The sequence below is a fragment of the Pseudomonas sp. MDT1-17 genome (assembly GCF_054898105.1).
Window position 1 is genome coordinate 4,182,517 of sequence record NZ_JBUBVM010000001.1, and the last position, 23,516, is coordinate 4,206,032.

Below are 23,516 nucleotides of genomic sequence, written 5' to 3' on the forward strand. Positions count from 1 at the left end.
ATGAACACGACCAAAGGTAGCTCACACATGGCAAATGAATCGCAATGCCCGTTCAATCACGCCGCTGGCGGTGGCACGACGAACCGCGACTGGTGGCCGAACCAACTGAATCTGAAGATCCTCCATCAGCACTCGTCTCTGTCCGACCCCATGGACGAAGGTTTCAACTACACCGAAGCATTCAAAACCCTGGACTTTGAAGCGGTCAAAAGAGACCTGACGGCGTTGATGACCGATTCGCAAGACTGGTGGCCGGCGGACTTCGGTCACTACGGGCCACTCTTCATTCGCATGGCCTGGCACGCCGCCGGCACGTATCGCACCGGTGACGGTCGTGGAGGCGCCGGTTCCGGCCAGCAACGCTTCGCGCCACTCAACAGTTGGCCGGACAACGTCAGCCTCGACAAGGCCCGACGGTTGCTCTGGCCGATCAAGCAGAAATATGGCCGTAACATCTCCTGGGCTGACCTGATCGTCCTCACCGGTAACGTCGCGCTGGAGTCCATGGGCTTCAAGACCTTTGGCTATTCCGGCGGTCGTCCGGACGTCTGGGAACCGGATGAGGATGTTTACTGGGGCTCGGAAAACAAGTGGCTGGGTGGCGACACGCGCTATGGGAAAGAAAATGAGCCCATGCAAGAACCCGGCGAAGGCCCACTCGTTGCCGAGCCGGGGGAAAATGAGGAGAGCCGTACCGAACAGGGGCGCAACCTGGAGAACCCGCTCGCTGCCGTGCAGATGGGCCTGATTTACGTGAACCCTGAAGGACCGGAAGGCAACCCGGATCCCGTCGCTGCCGGGAAGGACATCCGCGAGACCTTCGGCCGCATGGCCATGAATGACGAAGAAACCGTGGCACTGATTGCCGGCGGCCACGCCTTCGGCAAGACCCACGGCGCTGGACCTGCCGACAACGTCGGCGCCGAGCCCGAAGCCGCTGGCCTCGAAGCGCAGGGCTTTGGCTGGAAGAACAGCTTCGGCACCGGCAAAGGGCCGGACACCATTACCAGCGGACTGGAAGTCACCTGGACCACAACGCCCACCCGGTGGAGCAACAACTACCTGGAGAACCTGTTCGGCTTCGAATGGGAACTGAGCAAAAGCCCGGCCGGTGCGAACCAGTGGATACCGAAAAATGGCGCCGGCGCTGGCATTATTCCGGATGCTCACGACCCGTCCAAGCGTCGTAATCCGACCATGCTGACCACCGACCTGGCGCTGCGATTCGACCCGATCTATGAACCGATTTCGCGGCGCTTCCTGGAAAATCCGGACCAATTGGCCGACGCGTTCGCCCGCGCCTGGTTCAAGCTGATCCACCGCGACATGGGGCCCACTTCCCGCTACCTCGGCCCGGAAATGCCGAGCGAAGAACTGCTGTGGCAAGACCCGATTCCAACGGTCGACCATGCCCTGGTCAACGACAGTGACGTCGCCGCACTCAAGAGCAAACTCCTGGCCTCGGGCCTGACAATCTCGCAGCTTGTATCAACTGCCTGGGCGGCGGCTTCCACCTTCCGTTGTTCCGACAAACGCGGCGGCGCCAACGGTGGACGACTGCGTCTGGCCCCGCAGAAGTTCTGGCAAGCCAACCAGCCTGAGCAACTGGCTAGCGTGCTGGCGAAACTCGAGAGCATTCAGAGCGAGTTCAACAACAGCGGCAAGAAGATCTCGCTGGCAGACCTGATCGTGCTGGCCGGTAGCGCTGGCGTCGAACAGGCGGCGAAAAATGCCGGCCACAGCGTGACGGTTGCGTTCACACCGGGACGGATGGACGCCTCCCAGGAACAGACAGACGTGGAGTCGTTCGGCTTCCTCGAACCCATCGCCGATGGTTTCCGTAACTACCTCAAAGGCAGATACAGCGTATCGGCCGAGCACCTGTTGATCGACAAGGCGCAACTGCTGACACTCACCGCGCCAGAAATGACCGCGCTCATTGGCGGTTTGCGCGTGCTGAACACCAACGTCGGGCAAACCAGACACGGTGTGTTCACTCAGCAGCCGGAGGCGTTGACCAACGACTTCTTCAAGAACCTGCTGGATATGGGCGTGGAATGGAAACCGGTCTCGGAGGCTAACGAGGAGTTTGAAGGCCGCGACCGCAAAACCGGCGAAGTGAAGTGGACAGGCACCCGTGTCGACCTCGTCTTCGGCTCTCATGCACAGTTGCGAGCGTTGGCTGAAGTCTATGCAACCGCTGATGCGAAGGAAAAGTTTGTTAAAGACTTCGTGGCTGCCTGGACCAAGGTGATGAACCTGGATCGCTTCGATCTTAAGTAGCGAGCGGTAGTGTTGAAACTGCAGCGCCTCCCGATGTGGAGGCGTTGTGCTTTTTGCTGATGGGAGGAAGTGACTAAACGGGAGAAATCGTGGCAAGGGCACCAATCAAAATGGTCAACACCAGAAACCCACCCAGGAAAATTGCCATCTTGCCCATGGGGCCTCCTACGTTATGAGTTTGCTATGTGCCGTCATTTTGAGCCGGCGTCCGATCGCATTACAGATGCAGATAGCGAAGGAAAATACGGATCAGAACAAAACCCGCCCAAGCAAAAGTCCGCTGACCGTCACTGGATCAGCGGGCTTTTTTTTAATGCGCGGCCTACTCCTCAAAGCGACCCGTCGCGTCTCGATCACGCTCGTATCGTCGCGTGAGCGGAAACGGCGGCAACCAGGACTCGCGACGGACGATCCAGCTTTCGTAGGTTGGCGTCAGTTGGTCAGGGGCATCCAGGGATCCCAGGTTCACTTCGATTTCGTCGGCGGTGCGTGCGAAAACGGACGAGCCGCAGCGGGGACAGAAGAACCGCCCGGCGTAGTCGCGTGTTTCGCCAGTGATCGTCACCGCACTCTGAGGGAACACGGCGGAAGCGTGAAAAAGCGCCCCATGATGCTTGCGGCAGTCGAGACAGTGACAAAGGCCGACTCGGTATGGGCGTCCCGAAGCCTCAATTCGGACGTTGCCGCACAGGCAACCGCCGGTGAATCGTTCCATGCTGCGTCTCCTCTAAAATCAAGCGGTCGGAATGGGTCCGATCCACCTGCACTTGTCCTATCCTTCCATCCAACCCACCACTGCGGAGATCGAAATGCCCGCCTCCGAATCTACCCTCCTTCAAAGCTGGCACCACAATGCCCAATCCTGGATCGAAGCCATTCGCACTGGCTCGATTGAAAGCCGCCTCAAGGTCACCGACCAGGCAATCCTGCTGGCGGTGCTAGGCCGCCAGCCCGAGCGCGTGTTCGACCTGGGCTGCGGCGAGGGCTGGCTGCTGCGTACGCTGGCTGAACGGGCCATCAAGGCGGTCGGTGTGGATGGCGATGCGACGCTGGTCGAGGCGGCGCGAGCGGCGGGCTCTTCGCAAGTGCATTTGGCGAGCTATGAAGCGTTGGTGCAGGCGAAGGTGGACATCGGCAGCGACTACGACCTGATCTGCGCCAACTTCGCCCTGCTGCACCAGGACATCATCCCTCTGCTCGCCGCCATGAACGCCCTGCTCAACCCTGGCGGTGCGCTGGTGATCCAGACGCTGCATCCGTGGATCGCGGCGGCGGGCGACTATCAGGATGGCTGGCGGGAAGAGACTTTCGCTGGGTTCACGGGGCAGTGGCAACCCATGCCGTGGTACTTTCGCACCTTGTCCAGTTGGCTCAATGCGCTGGACATGGCCGGTTTTCGGCTGGCCGGCCTGCAAGAGCCGCAGCACCCGCAAAGTCCGGTGCCGCAGTCGTTGCTGTTGGTGGCCGAGCATCGGGGGTGAGCCCCACACCTGGTTATTCACGCCCCTGGGCCAACGTTCCCTGGGCAGCCGTCATGACGGGAACAGGTCCAGTGTGCGCTCAACCTCTTGAATGTCGATTTTGAAGCCATCGCCCTCTGGCGTTCCGACCACAAAGCCAAAATTCTGGTTGTCGCGATCCGTCAGGTACTTGAAGTAGCTGACGAAACGGTTCGGTGGCTGCAGTGCCAGCAACGAACCACCCGGCTGCAGTACATTGACGCCGTGTACGAGCTGGCTCCCTTCGACCCCCACCACCGTCCGCGCCCCGGCACAGGTCGCCACTATGGTCGGGACATCGGTTTTCAACGGATTGATTATGCGAAACCCCCTACTCTTGCGCAGATGTTCAGCGAGCTCAATTTCATTGCGCAAAAAGCGCAAGTCACCGTCGCCACCCCGGAGAATGAATACGCCAGGGTGAGACTCATAGTTCACGTGCGACAGTAGCTTTTCACCCATGGCACGGAAACGTAAATGCCTGCTTCGATTGTTGCTCACATCGTCGAATAGCACGAGCTCACGAAAAAACGCACCGTTCAAGCGAACCGGTTTCATGCCAAACCAGTCCTCGTACGCGGGGGCCTGGGTAAATATGGGAAACCTGGCGGATGGCGCGGTGGTGACCGGGACACCTTCGTCGCAGGCCAACGCATAGGTCGGGCAATCTTCCATCAACCATGTGCCAAACCAGGTATTTCCATTTTGCGTGCAGTAGACGGCACCGCGCTCGATCTCGTTTTCTACGAGAATTCGCGGAAACATACCCGGTTTGAGAGACAACCACAGACTTGCATTGTCCTTGTAGAGCGCGCCATCGATCAGCCAGACATCCTTGATCAAGTAGCCCCGTGTCGGGCCTTGAACCACGTCACCCAACCCTTCCATGGTGCGAGCGGGATGCTCGAAAGGATAAAAGCGCTTCGCCTCCCATCCTGTCACACGATCCATTTGACCGGGCAGGAAGATAGCCGGCGGTGAATGCAATACCCCACCCGGTGCAATATCCCAGCTTTTCACCGCCAGGCTTTTCAAGTTGATCTCCGCCTTGCGTGCCAGCCTTTTTCTCGCCATATACCTGTAGGCGGCAAGGCTCCATTTTTTTCGATTACCAGCGGTCGACGTGCTTAGTTCCGAGACATCGCTTTCCATGAAAAGTCCTCCCCGCGGGACAGGGTCAGTAGTCAGGCGCGAAACGCTGTAATTTCAGTACTGGAAATGGCTCAGCTGGATACAATCCTTTGCATGATGGGTGGAGTCTGCAGACTGGCATAGCGACTGCGCATGGTCTCGATGAACTGTTCGCCCGAGCTCTGGGCGCAATGGAGATAAATTTTGTGCAGCCCGCCAAAGACCATCTCATGATAGCGGCTGGCGACCTCCTCATCGCTTGGCCCGTCCGGTAAGCCAAGGTGGAGGGTCATTTCCTTCCCTTCGACAGCGAATAGCGGCGTGTCCCAGAGGAATTTGGCTGTACCTGTCTTGGGCAGTCGGACAAACATATAAGCGTGGTTTCCCAAGGAATCAATATCACCGCCGCGCCTTCTTTTCCACTTCAGAAGTCCGTCATCTGGCCGTGCCAGGCAAAGACCGATGTCGTAATAATCGAAGCCATTATCGATCGCCCATTCAAGCGCCATGAAAGTGGTGATCGAATTGACTTCGCGCAGTCTTTTGGCATCTGAAAAAATCGCCTCGGTATAGCCGAAACGTAGTGTGCTCCAGTAGCGCTTTCCGCCCCGAGTTATTACGCAGCCAAGGTGGCATGCAACAACTTCGTCCTCCAGCATTATCAAGTCGAGCCGGCCCACCGTCTTGGCTATCCTAAAAACCTCCTGCGTGGCAAATTGCGCAGCGTGGATGCCTTGCCTTGCCGAGGCATAAGGTCGAAGCATTTCCCTGTCTGCCTTTTCAATTTCCTCATCCAACAGCGTCTGGATCATTCGGTAGCGCGGTCGGTTCTTGCGTATATTGCGACGCAACTCGCTATCGTATTTTGTGGTGATCTCCTCAATGGATCGCCCCAGTGGTACGACGGCACTCAGATACAAGGGTACATACAAGGCCCCCGAGGTCGGCATTTCACTGACCACTACCACATGATTCGACGCGCAAGTTTGCGCTTCGCCGTCGGCCATAGGGATATTCCCCGGGGACTTCCCCCCTATGAGAAGCTTGGCCATTTCCCGCTGTTTTTTCCTTCCGATATAGAGGATTTCGTAAGGACTTTCGCTCTGCAGTCTGAACCTGGCAATCTCCCAGCGCCAGAAACACGCACGTCCAAGGATATCTCGCAACCAACTTGAAGCCGTTCTTATTTCGTGCCGCATCGAAGGAGATATGAGCTTTCGAATAACGGCCGCCAAGTTCCCTTTCATTTCTTCGTCATCCTATGAATTTTCTGGTGATAGATCAGAAAAAGATCCAGGCGAAACTTCAAGAGGCGTGCTTAAGCCTTGATATGAAAGACATATTTGATGAGGCGATGCTTCAATGTTTGGTAACAGTAAAGATACGGGGTAGAGGCATTGCAAGCGACGTAGGGCGGGGGTCAGTCGTATATTTTATGACGAAATGTTTCCTGTCAGAGCCGGCCTGCCGTTGCTCCGAACCATTTCAGGAAAAGGTCATTCCAGTTGCGAGATCAGACGCGGCTCAATTGAGGCCTCAAGTACCTCAAGCAGAGCCAGCGTTGGAACACAAGATCCAGCCCATCACCCCTCTGCTGTGCCCATCTGCGCTTGATTGCAGTTAAAAGATCGAGTCATTAAGGCGTATAACCTTTGAAGTGAATTGCGAACTGCAAGCCGCCAGCGCATGGCTTCCACCACCCACGGGGTAGCGACATGACCACAGCACACATCCTGGGCAACCTGTTTCCCGACTCCACCGACATACCGGAAAAATACCGCCTCGACGGCCAGACCGAACAGCGAGAATACCTGGTCGACGGTGAGCTGAAAACCTGGTCCGGGCCCCTCGCCCAAGTCCGCAGCCCGGTGTACCTGACGGGTGAAAATGGCGATGAACAGGTGATCCTTGGCAGCACGCCACTGCTCGATGCCGACACGGCATTGACCGCCCTCGACGCCGCCGTCCGTGCCTATGACCGGGGCCAGGGTTTGTGGCCGACGATGCGCGTGGCCGAGCGCATCCAGCACGTCGAAGCTTTCCTGGGGCGCATGCGTGAACAGCGCGAAGCCGTGGTCAAGTTGCTGATGTGGGAAATCGGCAAGAACCTCAAGGATTCGGAGAAAGAGTTCGACCGCACCTGCGACTACATCGTCGACACCATCAACGCGCTCAAGGAACTCGATCGTCGCTCCAGCCGCTTCGAACTGGAACAGGACACCCTCGGCCAGATCCGCCGCGTACCGCTGGGTGTGGCGTTGTGCATGGGTCCTTACAACTACCCGCTGAACGAAACCTTCACCACGCTGATCCCGGCGCTGATCATGGGCAACACCGTGGTGTTCAAACCGGCCAAGCTGGGCGTGCTGTTAATTCGTCCGCTGCTGGAAGCATTCCGCGACAGCTTCCCGGCCGGGGTGATCAACGTGATCTACGGCAGCGGCCGCGAGACCGTCAGCGCGCTGATGGCCAGCGGCAAGATTGATATCTTTGCGTTCATTGGCACCAACAAGGCCGCCAGCGACCTGAAAAAACTCCATCCAAAACCGCACCGCTTGCGCGCGGCGTTGGGCCTGGACGCGAAAAACCCCGGCATCGTGCTGCCTGAGGTGGATCTGGACAACGCGGTCAGCGAAGCACTCACCGGCTCGCTGTCGTTCAATGGGCAGCGCTGCACCGCGCTGAAAATCCTCTTCGTCCATGAAGACGTGGTCGACGCTTTCATCGAGAAATTCAACGCCAAACTCTCCAGTCTCAAACCTGGCATGCCGTGGGACAGCGGCGTGGCGCTGACGCCGTTGCCGGAAGCGAGCAAAGTCGATTACCTGCACTCGCTGGTCGCGGATGCCGTCGACAAAGGCGCCACCGTGGTCAACCCCAATGGCGGTGAAGCCCGTGCTTCGTTCTTCTACCCTGCCGTGCTGTACCCGGTGACGCCGCAGATGCGCGTCTATCAGGAAGAACAGTTCGGTCCGGTCGTCCCGATCGTGCCTTACCGGCATCTGGACACGGTGATCGATTACGTCCTGGAATCGGACTTCGGCCAGCAGCTGAGTATCTTCGGCACGAACCCGGTGGCGGTCGGTCGACTGGTGGACACCTTCGCCAACCAGGTCGGCCGGATCAACCTCAACGCCCAGTGCCAGCGCGGCCCGGACACCTTCCCGTTCAACGGCCGCAAGAACTCCGCTGAAGGCACGCTGTCGGTACATGATGCGCTGCGGGTGTTTTCGATCCGCACACTGGTGGCGACCAAGTTCCAGGAAACCAACAAAGAACTCATCAGCGAGATCATCAGCGGACGCAGTTCGAGTTTCCTCACCACCGATTACATCTTCTGAGGAGACAGAGCCTGAGCACATTCAGAGCCAATCGTCTGCCACCGCTGTTGCGCCGACTGCTGCGTCCGTTGCTGGACCCGTATCGGCGCTATCGCCACGCCAGAGTGATCCACGCGGTGCGCGTGTCGCTGGGGTTGCTGGCAACAATCCTGCTGACCACCGGTATCAACCTGCCCCACGGTGAGTGGGCATCGGTGACGATGCTGGTGGTGATTGGCGGTTTGCAGCACCACGGCAACATCGGCAAAAAAGCCGCCGAACGCGCCATCGGCACCTTGATCGGAGCCGGCGTCGGCTTGCTGCTGGTGGCGCAACAGGCCTGGCTCGGGATGCCGTGGCTGACCTATTTCGCGATGGTGGTGATCTGCGGTTTCTTCTCGTACCACGCCATCGGCAAAGGCGGTTACACCGCGTTGCTCTCGGCGATTACCGTGTTTATCGTTGCGGGGCATGGCGACAATCCGATCACCGACGGATTGTGGCGTGGGGTGGATATCCTGATCGGCATCGCCCTGGCCCTGGCATTTTCTTTCGCCCTGCCGCTCTACGCGGTTTATTCCTGGCGCTATAACCTGGCCGACGCCTTGCGCGACTGCGCGACACTCTATGGGCGCATTATGAATGGCCAGTCGGTCACCGATGACGAACACCACAAACTCGTGGGCCGCCTGAACACGGTGATGGTGCAACTGCGCTCGTTGATGCCATCGGTGTCCAAGGAAGTGCGGGTCTCCATGACTGAACTCGATGCCATTCAGCGCCACTTGCGGATGTGTATCAGCACCCTGGAAATCCTCGGCAACACCCGACCGGATGCCAGTGACCCGGACGCCATGGCCCATCTGCAATCGGCCTTGAAAGCCGAACATCGGTTGATTCGGGTGCAACTGATCGGTATGGCCCGGGCGCTCAAATCCGGTGCGTCCCAGCGGCTGAGTCGGCCTGTCGAACTGCCGTCGGACTCAAGCCTGGCCGCACCGGTTTACAGTCCGCTGGACGGCTACCGGTTACTGGTCCGGCAGTTAGCCGCCAACATCGGCGAGATGCGCCAGCACCTGACCAAGACTGCACCGCGCTGGAACATCTGACGACTGTTTATGGCGTTACCGCTCGACGAAACTTCAAACTCCAACCCTGTTGCATGCCGGCAGCGGCCAACAGAATCGCGGCGACACCGACCCATTGCAGCGGCTCCAGGCGATGGCCGAACGCGAACCAGTCGACGAAAATCGCCGCAATCGGGTAGATGAATGACAACGCACCGGTCAGTGCCGTCGGCAGTTTTTGAATCGCGCCGTAAAGCAGCACATACATCACACCGGTGTGGACGATGCCCAGGGTCACCAGGCTGGCCCACGCGCTCGGTGCTTGCGGCAGCGCCGAAAAGTGCGCGAATGGCGCGAGTAACAGCACGCCGGTGAGAACCTGAATCAACGCGATCAGATGCGGCGGTGTGCCGGTCAGGCGTTTAATGATCAACGCAGCAATCGCGTATAGGAATGCCGCTCCCAGCGCCAGAGCGATGCCCACCAGATAATCATTGCCGCTCTCGCCCTGCCCGCCATGAGCGCTGACAATCGCCAGCATCCCGAGAAACGAGATACCCAGCCAGAACAGTTTCTGCAGGGTGATTTTCTCGTTGAGGAACAATGCGGCCAGCCCCACCAGCATGAACGGCTGAACGTTGTATACCGCAGTGCCGATGGCAATCGAGGCACGGGAGTAAGAAGCAAACAACAGCACCCAGTTGCCAACAATCGCCACGCCGCTGAGCACGGCCAGCAAGAACGTGGTGCGGGTCAAAATGCCAGGGCGCAGGAAGCCGAATGCTGCGCAGATCAGCAACAACGTGCCGGCGCCGAACACGCAACGCCAGAACACCACGTCCAGCACTGGTTGCCCGGACACCAGCACGAACCAGCCGATGGTCCCGGAAATCAGCATGGCGGCAGTCATTTCAAATGACCCGCGACGTATTGTTTTGTCCATCATCAGACTCCTGTGTTTGAGCCCAAAGTATGCCAATCCGCCGGGGGGCTTCTCCAGCGCAAAAAGCAGGCTAAACTCGGCATCTGCCTTTTTTATCAAGGTGGTTTGAATTAATTGCCTAATAGGGGTTTCGCCATGACCGACGATATCGACCAAGTGCTGATCACGGCATTGATGGAAGATTCACGCCGCTCGCTCAAGGCCCTGGCGCAAATTAGTGGCCTGTCCTCGCCCAGCGTCGCCGAGCGCTTGCGCCGCCTCGAAGAACGTGGCGTTCTTAAAGGCTATACCGTCGAAATCGACCCAAAATGCTTCGGTTATCAACTACAAGCCATCGTCCGCATTCGCCCGCTGCCAGGCCAGTTGCAGGAAGTGGAGCGGCAGATCCAGGCCATCCCTGAATTCACCGAGTGCGACAAGGTCACCGGCGACGACTGTTTCATCGCCCGTCTGCATGTACGTTCGATGGAACAACTGGACACCCTGCTCGACCGCCTCAACACCCACGCCGAAACCAACACGGCGATCGTCAAGAAAACCCCGGTCAAGCGTCGGTTGCCACCGATGGCGTGAGCCTTTAGTCAAATCGCAGGCTAGAAAAAACCCGCCGAAGCGGGTTTTTTCCTCAAGGCTGACGATTAATCATCGCGGCTCATGATGCCGAACAGCTGCAACAAGCTGACGAACAGGTTGTAGATCGATACATACAGGCTGATGGTCGCCATGATGTAGTTGCGCTCGCCGCCGTGAATGATGGCGCTGGTCTGGAACAGAATGCAGACCGAGGAAAACAGCACGAAACCTGCGCTGATCGCCAGTTGCAGACCGCTGATCTGGAAGAAGAAGCTGGCAACTACCGCACCCAGCAACACAAAGAAACCCGCAGTGATGAAACCACTGAGGAAACTCATGTCCTTGCGGGAGATCAGCACATAGGCCGAAAGGCCACCGAACACCAGCGCAGTCATCGCGAAGGCCGAACTGACTACCTCGGCGCCGCCCTGCATACCCAGATAACGGTTGAGGATCGGGCCGAGCAGGAAACCCATGAAACCGGTCAGGGCAAATGCCGACACCAGGCCCCAGGCAGAATCACGGAGTTTGTTGGTGAGGAAGAAAAGGCCGTAGAAACCGATCAGCACCACGAAAATGTTCGGGTAGCCGACACGCATCTGCTGAGCGACAAACGCCATCACGCCGCTGAATGCGAGGGTGAGAGCGAGTAAGCCGTAAGTGTTGCGCAGGACGCGGCTAACCTCTAGCTGCTCAGCCTGCACGCTGTTATTAACTGCGTAATCCTGTTCGCGCATGGCGACACTCCTGTTGGTTTGAAACGTTCAGTCGCAAAGATCATAACAGACGCTCTGTAACAAGCTATGGAGAGAGTTTGACAGTGTGTTTCATTCAGGTATTATGGCGCCCGCAACGCAAACGGAGGTGTGGCCGAGTGGTTTAAGGCAACGGTCTTGAAAACCGTCGACTGTAACAGGTCCATGAGTTCGAATCCCATCGCCTCCGCCATATTTGTACGTTAGAGCCCTGATTATTCAGGGCTTTTTCGTTTCTGGCTTTGGGCAAAACCTCACAGCCCACCGTCCAGCCCACAGTCACTCCTGCCCACTCGATAACTGTCCCATCAGGCTGTGTGATCCAGTTTTTTATAGAAAAGGGAGGGCAACCATGCCCTCCCTTCCGCTTTCCACGCGTCTGCGACCGTACTGATCAGGACCTCAAGTGGCGAGAATGAAGTCTGCGGCAGTGACGGTTGTCGCATCGGCTACACCGACCAGGCGGATGGAGTCAGGTCCTGCGTAGCTGAGCAAGGTATCCGCACCGACATCGGTGATGATGACGTTGCCGGCAAAGGTCGCAGCAGTGACGCCGAACGCGGAAATATCGAGCCGGTCCTGGCCTCCCACCGCGTCGGCATCGAAGCCGATGATCTGATCGGTCCCGAAGCCCGCTGCGAACATGAAGATATCGTTGCCACTGCTGGCAACCATCATGTCGTTGCCGGCACCGCCAGTGACCGTATCGTTGCCAGTACCGCCATCGATAAAGTCATTGCCAGTGCCGCCGTTCAGGGTATCCGAGCCAATGCCGCCGAACAGTTGGTCGTTACCGCCGCCACCATTGAGCGTGTCATTACCCACCCCGGCGGTGATGACGTTGTTCAACCCGTTACCGTTGCCAACGAAGTTGCCGACTCCGATGTAGGTCAGATTTTCGACATTAGCGCCCAGCGTGTTGCTGGCCAGCGAAGTCTGCACGGTGTCCGTACCGCCACCCGCCACCTCGACCGCCACGTCTGCGGCTGCATCGACGACGTAGGTATCGTTGCCGGCGCCCCCCACCATCCGGTCAGCACCTGCACCGCCATTGAGGAAGTCGTTACCCACCCCGCCGGTGATGGTGTTGGCTTGCGCATTACCGGTACCGGTGAAGCTACCGGCGCCCGTATAGGTCAGGTTCTCGACGTTGGCACCGAGCTGGTAGCTCGTCAGGCTGGTTTGCACCAGATCGGTACCACCACCCAGCGCCTCGGTGACAAGGTCACCGACGTTGTCGACCACAAACGTGTCGTTGCCGGCACCGCCGGTCATGGCATCCGCGCCGAGCCCACCGTTGAGGGTGTCGTTGCCGTCCTCGCCATTGAGGACGTCGTTGTCGTCTCCGCCATTGAGGATGTCGTTGTCAGTGCCGCCAAACAACTGGTCGATACCGGCCAGGCCATTCAGCGTATCGTTCCCGCCCAGGCCAAGCAGCACATCGTTACCTGCGGTGCCGGTGAGGGTGTTCGCAAAAGCATCGCCCAGCAGCACCACGCCACTCAGTACCGCAACCGCCGCCGTCGCAGCAGAGGTCACCGACTCCAGCGTGCCGAAGCTATCGGTGTAGCGCACGATCACCCGCAGTTGCAGGTTGCCCTGCGCCACACCAGGGGTGAAGGTCGCGGCCGTCGCGCCGCTGATGTCGGTGAAGGACGTGCCGACACCTTGCTGCCATTGGTAGCTGAAGGTGCCCAGCCCGTCCACATCGGCAATCCCGCCCGTCAGCGCGGTCAGCACTTGCCCTTGATCCGGTGTCGTGTCGCTGATCAGCAACGCGCCTGTCGGTGCATCGTTGACGTTGGCCACCGGCCCCAGGATGTTGGACGAAACGCTTTCGGCCACACCGAAGTCATCATCGTATCCGATCACCACGCGCACTGCCTGGCCGACCTGAGCCTGGCCAAGCGCGAACGTGCTACCGGTAGCGCCGGCGATGTTGACGAAGCCAGGCCCGTTGTTCGCCTGCCATTGGTAGGTGAACTGCGGATTGCTCAGGCCATCAACGTCGATGATGCTCGCCGGATCAGCGGTCAACAGCTGGTTCTGCACTGCAAGCCCGGTGACGGTTGGCCCTGCAGTCGGTGCATCGTTGACGTTGGCCACCGGCCCAAGGATGTTGGACGAAACGCTTTCGGCCACACCGAAGTCATCCACGTAACCCATCACCACGCGCACTTCCTTGTCGACCTGAGCCTGACCAAGCGCGAACGTGCTACCGGTAGCGCCGGCGATGTTGACGAAGCCAAGCCCGTCGTTCGCCTGCCACTGATAGGTGAAGTGCGGATTGCTCAGGCCATCGAGGTCGATGATGCTCGCCGGGTCAGCGGTCAACAGCTGGTACTGCACTGCAAGCCCGGTGACGGTCGGCCCTTCGGTCGGTGTACTGTTCCCGGACGAGTCGACGATCTCCAGCGTGCCCTTGGCATCCTGGTAGACCGCCCGGACGCGGATGTTCAGACCCGCCACATCGTCCGTCACCCGGTAGGTGGTGCCACTCGCCCGAGATGCCTCGCCAGCGGCGACGAAGATGATGTCGTCATAAACGCCCGAGCCGGCAATGGTTTCGACCTGCCAGTAGTAAGCCACCCCACCGGTCACCGCGCCGGTCGGATTGGTCACGCTTTGGTTGTCCGCGTCGTGTACCGCCCGATCACTGACGCGCAACAACTGGCCAGCAACCGGCGTTTCGTCACGCACACCGCTGGCGGCATCGAGGATTGCCAGATGACCCGATGGGTCGTTGTTTTGCGCGGCGCCCACTCCAGACAACTGCGCAACGTCAGCGAACTGCAGACGCTCGATGCCCGTCAGGCGATCGACGCCATCACGCCCTGCCACCGAGTCGGTCACAATGACCGTGTCGCCATCGATCTCGATGCCGTATTCCCCCAAACTGCCGGAGAACAACGCGGTGTCGAAGCTGTTATTGCCGGTCAGAATCTCCCGCACGATGACCAACTGGCCCGAGTTGTAAGTACCGTTCATCATAAACGGCACCAGTGGCTCCATGCTGTTGAAGGTGGCGATTTCCGCGCCAGTGCCATCAGCGTTCGCCCGTACGCTGATGCGTACGTTCAGCCACTTGTCACCGTCGATGATGTCGTCACCCCCGCGACCTTCGATCAGGTCGCTGCCGCTACCGCCGAGGATGATGTTGCCGCCGTCGAAGTACGTCGCTCCGGCGGGCAGCAGATCAGCGAGGCCGTCGATCAGGTCAATGTTGGTTAACACACTGCCGTTTGCACCCGCAGTGGGCAGCGAGGTGGCATCTTCGTTGTCACCGCGCAGGAAGTCACCGTGGGACGAACCCGACAGACCTTCCATGATGTCGAAACGCACCTGCGTCGAAGCACCCGAACCCGGCACCGGCGGAACATTGAAAAAACGGTCGGTAAAATCGATAGTCACGCCCTGGGCGAGCCCCTTGAAGGTTGCCCAGTCATAGCCGGAGCCGCCGATATAACGGTCACCGAAGCCGAGACTGCCGACCATGATGTCGTCGCCGCCTTCGCCGTTGAACTTATCGTTCTCGCTACCGCCGATGAACACATCGTGGCCGATGACAGGGTCGTTGCCGAGCGGGTCGAAGTTGTCGCCAGGTGCACCGTCCGAGGTGCCCTTCTCGATCCAGTCGTCGCCTTCGTTGCCCATGTCCTGTTCGTTGGCTTTGCTACCCAGGATGAAGTCGTTGCCGTGGCCACCAATGGCCTCGGAAGCGTCTTCACCGGTCACGATGAAGTCATTACCGAACCCGCCAATGATCAGGTTGACGCCGTTGCCACCGTGCAGCACGTCGTTACCGTCGCCACCCTGGATGTTATCGTCGCCGCCGCGGTCGCTGATGATGTCGTCACCGGCGCCACCGCGCAGTTGGTCGTTGCCGTCACCGCCTTCGATGCGATCGTTGCCGCCGTCACCCCACACCGTGTCATCACCTTCACTCGCGATGAGGATGTCTGCATTGTTGGTGCCGCCCAGCACGATGTGCTCTTCACCTGTGTATTTGATGTAGTTGGCGTCCGGCCCCGCGGTCAGCGGGTTGTCGCGGAACACCACCTGTTCGCCATTCTCGCCAAGCGGATCGGCGTTGCCCAGGCCATCGTTGTACTGCTTGCTCTGGTCCCTTTCCAGATAGAACGCCGGGTCCGAGAACACCAGGCCCGGCAAGTGCGTGGCCGAGGTGTTGGCCATGATCAGCTTGGCGAACGAGTTGCTTTCCAGTTCGGCATTCATCGACAGGCCAGCGGTACGCTCCAGATAGTAGAAGCGGTCACCGTCCTGCAGTTTTTCCAACTGGTTCTCGAACACGAAGTTGAACGTCGAGCCGAGCATGCCGCCGAACGGAGTTTTCTCTTCGGCCAGGCCGCCGATCCAGAGGTCGATGGCATCGACGCCCGTGACAGTCACACCCTTCAGATCGTCGGCAGTCCCCAGCAGCCCATCCTTGCCGGCCCGCGTCACGTTGGCCCAAGTGCCCGTGCCGTTGAGGAAGTCCAGACGGTCGGCCGGCGCACCCGTACCACCGAATACCAGCGCCAGGGCTGCAGCGCGTTTGCCTTCCAGCGTGGTCGCCGCCGTGATCGTGTCATGAGTGCCATAGGCCGCGATGAAGTTGATCAACGACTCTGGATGTTTGAGGTGCTGCACCAGGTCGACCCAGCTGGTGTACGGCTTGAGTTGGGTATCACCGGTTTGGCTGTAGATGTCGCGGCGGACCGCATTGAGCGAAGGAATCCCCACGTCGCGGCCTCGGGCGATATTGATCGCCGGCAGGTCCAGCGGCAGGCCGAGCAGGTTACTGCGCAGCGCCTCGGTGACGAACTCGTCGATTTCGTTACCGGCTTGCCGAGTCATCCCACGCACGATCGCACTGGTCGCATCCTCGGGCGTTACGCCACTGGCGGCGTACGCCAACGGGTTGAGGAACGCCGCGATCAGGCCGAGTTGCTGATCAGGATCAGCACTGTTCGGATCGCCGACCACGTTGAAATCAACATCGAAGCGATCGACGGTCTCGGTCAGCATCGAGTGGCCAAACCGGTACACGGTGTGGGCGAACTCGGCGACGATCGAGGCATCGAGGTCAACGTCATAGACCTGGGTCGGTGCGAAGAACAGGTCGACCCTGGGCTGGATGGTCCGGGCAAACTCCTCGAACACCAGGTGCTGATACTGCATCTCGGTGCCGAACTTGGCAGCCTGGAACAAGCGCTCGCCATTCCACACCAGCGCATCGATCTCGGCCTGGTTGGCGGGCAACCCGTACACCGGAGTCAGCAGCCACTCGTTGAGGAAGGCCAGGTCACCCGAATCGAGCACGGTGTCCATGGTCTGCGCGACCAGCCGATTGTGCTCGGCGTGGAAGATCGCATGCACCGCGGTCAGGCCGATGTTCTCGTTGACCCGGCCGTCGCCAGCGATGTAATGCGCATCGAGCAACTCGTTGTCGTAGGCCAGGTTGGCCCCGGTGTGCGGATTGGCCGGCACTGCGTTGCCAATAGCGGAATCCGCGTCAGGCACGAGCACGCCACTGCTGAACACCGGCGCTGCATTGTGGGCAATGTCGGCGAGGAACTGGTGACCGGTGCGCACCGCATTGGTCAGGCTAATGGGGGAAAGCGGATTGCCTTCGACCAGGACGTCATCAGCCGTGCCGCCCAGACCGTCAACCCCCTTCATCACGACCATCGGGAAGCCGTTCGGCCCCTTGATGAAATTGCCATAGGCGTCGGTCGCCAACAGCGGCGAGTTATCGACGTCGGCATCGGTCAGGCGGATACCCAGGATGTCGTTGGCCTGCGCCTTGACCACCTTCCAGGTCGCCATACCACCGATTTCGATGTCGTCTGCAGTCCCAAACTTGCCGTCCGCCCCCAGGTCACGGTTAGTGATCAGTCTGCCGGTCGCGATGGGGCCGTTGTCGGTCAGCTCATAACCGCGCAGGAAAACCTGGTGCGACGGGTGCGAGCTGTAGGTCTGGTTTTGGTCCACGAATGGCGACGTGGTGTTGGTGTGCTCATGGATATCGTCGGCCGTGCCGAGAACGCCATCCGCCCCTGGCAGGTTGGTCGCGCGGGTCAGCACCATGAAGTTAGTGTTGCCGCCTGGCACATACAGCGGATCATCCGGTTGCAGCGGGATGAAGATGGTGCCCGAACCGCCTTTGGTCAGCAGGTCCAGACCATGATCGAAGAATTGCCCGAAGAAGGTCATCCAGGCGTTGAACGGCGCGGACAACCCCGCATCCGCCGTGGTGTTCTCGAACAGGTACACATCGTGGTCGTCGGCAGTACCGAACTGACCATCCATGCCGGGGCTGGCGACTATCCGTGTGCCATCCTTGAGCACGTCGTCGTTATCCTCCGCGCCGAAATTGAGCACACCGTCCGCACCCGGGTCGTAAGCCGTGGCATAGGCCGCCGGGTTGTTCGACGTCTGGTCGACGATCAGATTACTGATGGTGCGCGGTTGCGAGTCAAACACGAAGCCGCTGGTCTGCTGATACGACGATCCCGCAATGGCCGGCGAGCCGGGGCCGAAGAAGCCGGCAGGCACACCTTCCGCGGGATTGAAGACTGGATCGGTCAAGCGCGGGAAGGTGTTATCCGCGGCACCAAACTCGGTGTTGTTGATGCCGTTGAGGTTCATCAGGTTGTTGTTCGAGCCATCGACAGCACGCAGGCCCAACGGGGCGCGGATATTCGGGATCAGCGAAAGAATGTCCTGACCCGCCGCGTCCGCCTCGGCAATCTTGATCTGATCAAGGATGAAGTTGAGGTCGGAGCGGACCATGTGAAGGCCCTCGCCACCCTCGGTGGCATTGACGACGGGTGTCGGCGCCGTCGGCACAACCAGCTCGCCGGGTTCCACCACGGCAGTCGGTTGCGAGAACACTACTTCAGTCGTGCCATGACCATCCTGGTAGACCGCCTTGACCCTCAGTGACAGCCCGGCAAGATCAGGCGAGACCTTGAAGGTGGTGCCGTCGGCGCTCTGGAATGCCAGGTTACCGGCAGGCAGCAGAATGATGTCTTCGAAAACGCCGGTGCCCGGGTCGGCTTCGAACTGCCAATAGTAGGACACCGAGGCGTTGTTGACGAAACCCTGCAGGTTACCCACCGTGATGTTGTTGCCATCGCGCACACCGGCCATGCTAACGGTCAGTGTGTCGCCCACTGTTATCTCGCCGCCGTTTCCACCCGCGACGGTCGGCCTGCCCGTTGGTTGTGCATTCAGCCCCGACACCAGCACTCGCTGGGTATCGGCGAACTGCAGGCGTTCGATATGCAGCAAGGTATCGGTGCCGTCGCGACCCACTTCGGTATCGGTCACCGTCCAGACATCGTCCGCCACATTGTCCGTGCCGCGGGTGTCACGCGTGACCACATACTCGGACTGAAGCCCGGAAAAAATGGCGGTGTCGAAAGCCGCCCCGCCTGTCGAGGTGCCGGGCAGGATTTCCCGCACGGCCTTGAGCTGACCCGGGTTATAGGTGCCGTCGAGCATGAACGGGATCATATCGACCATGCTGTCGAAGGTGGCGATCTCGGGGCCGGTATGATTGACGTCACCGGCGTCATAGACCGCAATCCTGACGTTGAGCCATTTGTCGCCATCGATCAGATCATCACCACCGCGGCCCTCGATCAGGTCACTGCCATTGCCACCCAGGATGATGTTGCCTGTGGCAAAGCCGGTGGTCGGCAAACCGGCGTCGGCCAGAAACTGCTCCAGTCCACGGATCAGCGCCACATTGGTCAGCGCACTGCCCGTGGTGCCACCGTGGTCGACGATAGTGACCGCATTAACATTATCGCCCTTGAGCACATCGCCGAATTGCGAACCGGACAAACCTTCGACCTCGGCAAAACGGTCGAGGATCGAGGCCGGCGAGGCGCCGACCGGATTGAACGCCCCGTTATTCTGGTTGGGTGCGTTGCCGTGTGGCTGCGCCAGCGTAGCCATGGTCAGGTCAACGGTCACGCCGACCCTGTCATTTTTGTGGGTCACCCAGTCGAAACCGGACATGCCGTCCATATTGTCCTGGGCATCGCTGCCGACAAAGATGTCATCGCCACCCTCGCCGATCATTTCGTCGAAGCCAGCACCACCGACAAAGATGTCGTTGCCGATCACATCGTCATTGAGCAACGGCGAGGCGTTATCGCCAGGCGCGCCGTCCTGGGTGCCTTTCTCGATCCAGTCATCGCCTTCGTTGCCGGTGGCTGGCAGGTTGGTCTTGGCACCGAGAATGAAATCGTCACCCTGACCGCCGAAGGTGGTGCTGACGTCTTCGGTGGTGATGATGAAGTCCTGGCCATCGCCCCCCAGGATCAGGTTGCCTCCAGCCAGCATGCTGCCAGCCACGATCACATCGTTACCGGCATTGCCTTCCAGACGGTTGTCGCCGAACGAGTCGGTAATGATGTCATCGCCCGCGCCGCCCAGTACCGCATCGTTCCCGGCGCCACCTTCGAGGCGGTCGTTGCCGCCGTCGCCGTAAAGGGTGTCATCGCCATCACCGGAGACAATGATGTCATCGCCGGCGGTGCCACCGAGGACGACATGATCTTCACCGGTGTATTGCAGATAATTACTGTCCGCGCCAACAGTGTTGGGGTTGTCGCGGATCACCAGCGGCACGATTTCCACGCCGTTGATCATGAGGCCGCCCGTCGGGTCGGCGCCGCCGTTTGCGCCAAGGCCGGTGAACTGATTAGCCTGATTCACTTCCAAGGTGTACGTCGGCGTCAGGAACACCGTGTTCGACAGGTGAGTGACATCGGTGTTGAGCATGATCAGCTTGGCCAAAGAGTTGTTTTCCAACTCGGTGCCGAAGTTCAGGCCCGCGACGCGCGACAGATAGTAGAAGCGGTCGCCGTCCTGCAACGCCTCCATCTGGGTTTCAAACACAAAGTTGAACGACGAGCCGAGCATCCCGCCGAACGGCATCTTCTGCTCGGCGAGGCCACCGACCCAGAAGTCGATGTCGTCGACGCCCGTGATCGTTACACCCGTCAGGTCGTCTGCGGTACCCAGTACCCCATCCCTGCCGGCCTTCGTTACGTTGGCCCAGGCACCGCTGCCGTTGAGGAAGTCCAGGCGGTCAGCCGGCGAACCGGCACCACCGAACACCAGCGCCAGGGCAGCATCGCGTTTGCCTGCCAGCGTAGTCGCGGCCGTAATGGTGTCGTGCGTGCCATAGGCCGCGATGAAGTTGACCAACGACTCGGGGTGCTTGAGGTTGTCCGCCCAGTCAGCCCAACTGATGTACGGCTTGAGTTGGCTGTCACCGGTTGATTCGTAGAACTCACGCCGCGCCTCATTCAACGTGGGGATGCCAGTGTCGCGACCACGCGCCAGGTTCAGGGCCGGCAAATCGAGCGGCAGACCGAGCAGATTGTTGCGCAACGCTTCGGTGACGAACTCGTCGATCTCGTTGCCGAGCTGGCGGGTCACACCGCGAATGATCGCTCCTGCCGCTTCGTCCGCGGTAGCCCCGCTGCCGGCGAACGCCAGCGGGTTGAGGAAGGCCGCGATCAGACCGAGTTGCGAGTCCGGGTTGTTCGGGTCCGTGAGGAGCGGATTGAATTCGGGGTCGAAGCGATCGACGGTCTCGGTCAACATCGAGTGACCGAAGCGGTACACCACGTGGGCGAACTCTGCGAGGATGGCCGGGTTGATCGAGGTGTCATAGCCGTTGGGGGCAAGGAATGCGTCGACCTGCGGCTGAACGGTCCGCGCGAACTCCTCGAACACCAGGTGCTGGTACTGCATCTCGGTGCCGAACTTGGCGGCCTGGAACAGGCGTTCGCCGTCCCACACCAAAGCTGCGATTTCGGCGAGTGTAGTCGGTATCGCGACCACATCGTCCACCAGCCACTCATTGAGAAACGCCAGATCGCCAGCGGCCAGGATGGTTTCCTTGGATTGCTGGACCAGGCGGTTGTGCTCGGAGTGGAACACATGGTGCACGGCGGTCAGGCCGATGTTCTCGTTCGCCCGGCCATCGCCGGCAATGTAGTGAGCGTCGAGCAGTTCGTTGTCGTAGGTCAGGTTTTTGCCGCCCGCGCCAACGGGCTGCGCATTGCCGATATCGGCGTCAGCATCCGCCTGCAGAACCCCGCCGACGGCTACCGGCGCGGCATTGTGGGCGATGTCGTCGAGGAAGCCATGCCCGGTGCTCACGGCGCTGGCCAGACTGATCGGAGCATCCCGGTTGCCTTCGACCAGTTGCGTGACGTCATCAGCCGTCCCGGCGATACCGTCGGCGCCGTTACTGATGCGCATCACCACCTGCGGCATACCGCTCGAGCCCCGCATGAAGTTGCCATACGCATCGGTTGCCAGCAGCGGCACGTTGTGCACATCGGCGTCGGTCAGGTTGATGCCGAGAATGTCACGGGCCTGGGCCTTGACCACTGCCCAGGTCGCCATGCCACCGTTCTCGGCGCCGCCATCATCGGCAGTGCCGAACTTGCCATCGGCGCCCAGATCGCGGTTGGTAATCAAGCGCCCCGTTGCAACAGGGTCACCTGCCGCGTTGAGGACGTACTCGCGCAGGAACACCTGATGCGAGGGGTGCGAGCTGTAAGTCTGGCTCTGGTCTACGAACGGCGAGGTGGTGTTGGGCTGGCCATCATCGGCAGTGCCGACAATTCCGTCCGCGCCGGCTGTACGCACTGCCCGTGACAGCACCATGAAATTGGTCGGGCTGCCCGGCACGAACAACGGATCGTCCGGCTGCAACGGAATAAACACGATGTCGGTACTGCTCTTGCTGAGCAGGTCGAGGCCGTGGTCGAAGAACTGGCCAAAGAAGGTCATCCACGAGTTGAAGCCGGCGGTGAGACCGGCGTCCGGCGACTCATTGGGGATGAAGAACACTTGCTTGTCGTCTTCCGTGCCAAACACACCATCGAAACCTGGGCTGATCACCGAATCGGCACCGCCGTTCGCCGCGACAGCGGCCGGGTTGTTGGCGGTCTGATCATTGATCAGGTTGCTGATGATCCGTGGCTGCGGGTCGATCACCGACCCGGTCCCGGCATAGGCCGCTCTATAAGAAGCATCAAGCAGGCGCAGGAAAGAATTGTCCGCGGCGCCAAATTCGGTTTGTCCGGCGACCAGGTTGTTGTAGCTGCCATCGACGGTACGCAGGCCGAATGGCACCTGACTGTTGGGTAGCAAATCACTGAGGCTGGCGCCGTCGGCATGCGCCTCTGCGATGAAGATTTGTTTGAGGATGAATTCCAGGTCCGACTGGTTGAAATTGGCCATTTTGATTGCCCTCGATGTCTTTGGGGGAAGGACACGGGACGATAAAAATCCTCCCGCGCCCAGCCAGGTGCTGGCTTGCGCAGTGTGTTGGTTGATTTTTTGGCGAGAGTTGGCACGGGATGGCAGAGCCAATACACGGCCCCCCCCGGGATGCGCGCCTGGAATTCGCGAAAAGAATGGCTCGCTGAGCGATTAGGCAGAGCGAATCCGAGCCCTGGGTGGGCCATGGAAACTTGAAGAAAAGGCGAATTTCCGGAACAGCCCCTTCACTCTGCAGAAGAACGAAATAATCGACATGGTGTGCTCCTTCGGGAACATCATCGCGCCTTGTGCTGCCAAAAAGTTGACAGGCTTCAGGCGGGCGGTTCCCTCAATGAGTAAGACTAAAGGTGCATAGCAAAAAATTGTCAATTTTACGACGCAGAAAACAGACGATTGGTAATTGACCTCTCAACTGGCTGTTTTTAAAAAACTTATAGGCAGTTCGTCGCAGCATTAGAGCGAAATGTTATTTCAGATTGTGTCGACGCCACCTACGCTGCTGGCTATGGAAGCAACGCAGAGATTTGCAGGAGATTCGCCCTAGAGCGACCACCCTGCGTATCGATCAGCTGCCTGCGGAACTACATTTTTTGCTGTTTGTTAGCTGTTGCGCCGCAAGG

11 protein-coding genes and 1 tRNA gene are annotated in these 23,516 nt (G+C 59.6%); 6 read left to right on the forward strand and 6 right to left on the reverse strand.

What is annotated here, in order from left to right:
- Positions 1–27: 27 nt before the first annotated feature.
- Complete coding sequence (gene katG / locus ACYZTX_RS19345; RefSeq protein ID WP_462035437.1) at positions 28–2,283, forward strand: catalase/peroxidase HPI; 2,256 nt, start codon at positions 28–30, stop codon at positions 2,281–2,283.
- Between the two features lie 322 nt (positions 2,284–2,605).
- Here katG and ACYZTX_RS19350 read toward each other — a convergent pair whose 3' ends face one another.
- A complete protein-coding gene (locus ACYZTX_RS19350; protein WP_462035438.1) occupies positions 2,606–2,998 on the reverse strand; it encodes a GFA family protein in 393 nt (130 codons plus the stop codon).
- Between the two features lie 94 nt (positions 2,999–3,092).
- On the opposite strand from ACYZTX_RS19350, the gene ACYZTX_RS19355 reads away from it, so the two are divergent.
- Positions 3,093–3,764 (forward strand): class I SAM-dependent methyltransferase, encoded by a 672-nt coding sequence (locus tag ACYZTX_RS19355; RefSeq protein WP_462035439.1) that lies wholly within the window; start codon positions 3,093–3,095, stop codon positions 3,762–3,764.
- A gap of 51 nt (positions 3,765–3,815) precedes the next feature.
- On the opposite strand, the gene ACYZTX_RS19360 is transcribed toward ACYZTX_RS19355, so the two are convergent.
- A complete protein-coding gene (locus tag ACYZTX_RS19360) occupies positions 3,816–4,934 on the reverse strand; it encodes a glycosyltransferase 61 family protein (protein ID WP_462035440.1) in 1,119 nt (372 codons plus the stop codon).
- A gap of 71 nt (positions 4,935–5,005) precedes the next feature.
- Complete coding sequence (locus tag ACYZTX_RS19365; RefSeq protein WP_462035441.1) at positions 5,006–6,160, reverse strand: hypothetical protein; 1,155 nt, start codon at positions 6,158–6,160, stop codon at positions 5,006–5,008.
- A gap of 468 nt (positions 6,161–6,628) precedes the next feature.
- On the opposite strand from ACYZTX_RS19365, the gene ACYZTX_RS19370 reads away from it, so the two are divergent.
- The gene (locus ACYZTX_RS19370; protein WP_462035442.1) at positions 6,629–8,254 is read left to right on the forward strand and encodes an NADP-dependent glyceraldehyde-3-phosphate dehydrogenase; all 1,626 of its coding nucleotides are present in this window, start codon (positions 6,629–6,631) and stop codon (positions 8,252–8,254) included.
- 68 nt (positions 8,255–8,322) lie between these two features.
- A complete protein-coding gene (locus ACYZTX_RS19375) occupies positions 8,323–9,342 on the forward strand; it encodes an FUSC family protein (protein ID WP_462037073.1) in 1,020 nt (339 codons plus the stop codon).
- A 7-nt stretch (positions 9,343–9,349) separates the two neighbouring features.
- Here the strand turns inward: ACYZTX_RS19375 and ACYZTX_RS19380 are convergent, their stop codons facing one another.
- A complete protein-coding gene (locus tag ACYZTX_RS19380) occupies positions 9,350–10,243 on the reverse strand; it encodes a DMT family transporter (protein ID WP_462035443.1) in 894 nt (297 codons plus the stop codon).
- A gap of 135 nt (positions 10,244–10,378) precedes the next feature.
- Here ACYZTX_RS19380 and ACYZTX_RS19385 point away from each other — a divergent pair, with 135 nt between their 5' ends.
- Positions 10,379–10,816, forward strand: coding sequence for an Lrp/AsnC family transcriptional regulator (locus tag ACYZTX_RS19385; protein WP_008155029.1), 438 nt, complete (start codon positions 10,379–10,381; stop codon positions 10,814–10,816).
- A gap of 65 nt (positions 10,817–10,881) precedes the next feature.
- On the opposite strand, the gene ACYZTX_RS19390 is transcribed toward ACYZTX_RS19385, so the two are convergent.
- Entirely contained in the window at positions 10,882–11,553 is a 672-nt protein-coding gene (locus tag ACYZTX_RS19390; protein ID WP_042609827.1) for a Bax inhibitor-1/YccA family protein, read from the reverse strand.
- A 123-nt stretch (positions 11,554–11,676) separates the two neighbouring features.
- Here ACYZTX_RS19390 and ACYZTX_RS19395 point away from each other — a divergent pair.
- Positions 11,677–11,764 (forward strand) — tRNA-Ser (locus ACYZTX_RS19395).
- Between the two features lie 209 nt (positions 11,765–11,973).
- Here ACYZTX_RS19395 and ACYZTX_RS19400 read toward each other — a convergent pair.
- Complete coding sequence (locus ACYZTX_RS19400; protein ID WP_462035444.1) at positions 11,974–22,854, reverse strand: peroxidase family protein; 10,881 nt, start codon at positions 22,852–22,854, stop codon at positions 11,974–11,976.
- Positions 22,855–23,516 lie beyond the last annotated feature (662 nt).

Bases quoted from the DNA above. Each gene is read 5' to 3' on its own strand.
- ACYZTX_RS19380 (WP_462035443.1), bottom strand. From the start codon at position 10,243: ATGGACAAAACAATACGTCGCGGGTCATTTGAAATGACTGCCGCCATG.
- ACYZTX_RS19355 (WP_462035439.1), top strand. From the start codon at position 3,093: ATGCCCGCCTCCGAATCTACCCTCCTTCAAAGCTGGCACCACAATGCC.
- katG (WP_462035437.1), top strand. From the start codon at position 28: ATGGCAAATGAATCGCAATGCCCGTTCAATCACGCCGCTGGCGGTGGC.
- ACYZTX_RS19370 (WP_462035442.1), top strand. From the start codon at position 6,629: ATGACCACAGCACACATCCTGGGCAACCTGTTTCCCGACTCCACCGAC.
- ACYZTX_RS19390 (WP_042609827.1), bottom strand. From the start codon at position 11,553: ATGCGCGAACAGGATTACGCAGTTAATAACAGCGTGCAGGCTGAGCAG.
- ACYZTX_RS19400 (WP_462035444.1), bottom strand. From the start codon at position 22,854: ATGGCCAATTTCAACCAGTCGGACCTGGAATTCATCCTCAAACAAATC.
- ACYZTX_RS19365 (WP_462035441.1), bottom strand. From the start codon at position 6,160: ATGAAAGGGAACTTGGCGGCCGTTATTCGAAAGCTCATATCTCCTTCG.
- ACYZTX_RS19385 (WP_008155029.1), top strand. From the start codon at position 10,379: ATGACCGACGATATCGACCAAGTGCTGATCACGGCATTGATGGAAGAT.
- ACYZTX_RS19360 (WP_462035440.1), bottom strand. From the start codon at position 4,934: ATGGAAAGCGATGTCTCGGAACTAAGCACGTCGACCGCTGGTAATCGA.
- ACYZTX_RS19350 (WP_462035438.1), bottom strand. From the start codon at position 2,998: ATGGAACGATTCACCGGCGGTTGCCTGTGCGGCAACGTCCGAATTGAG.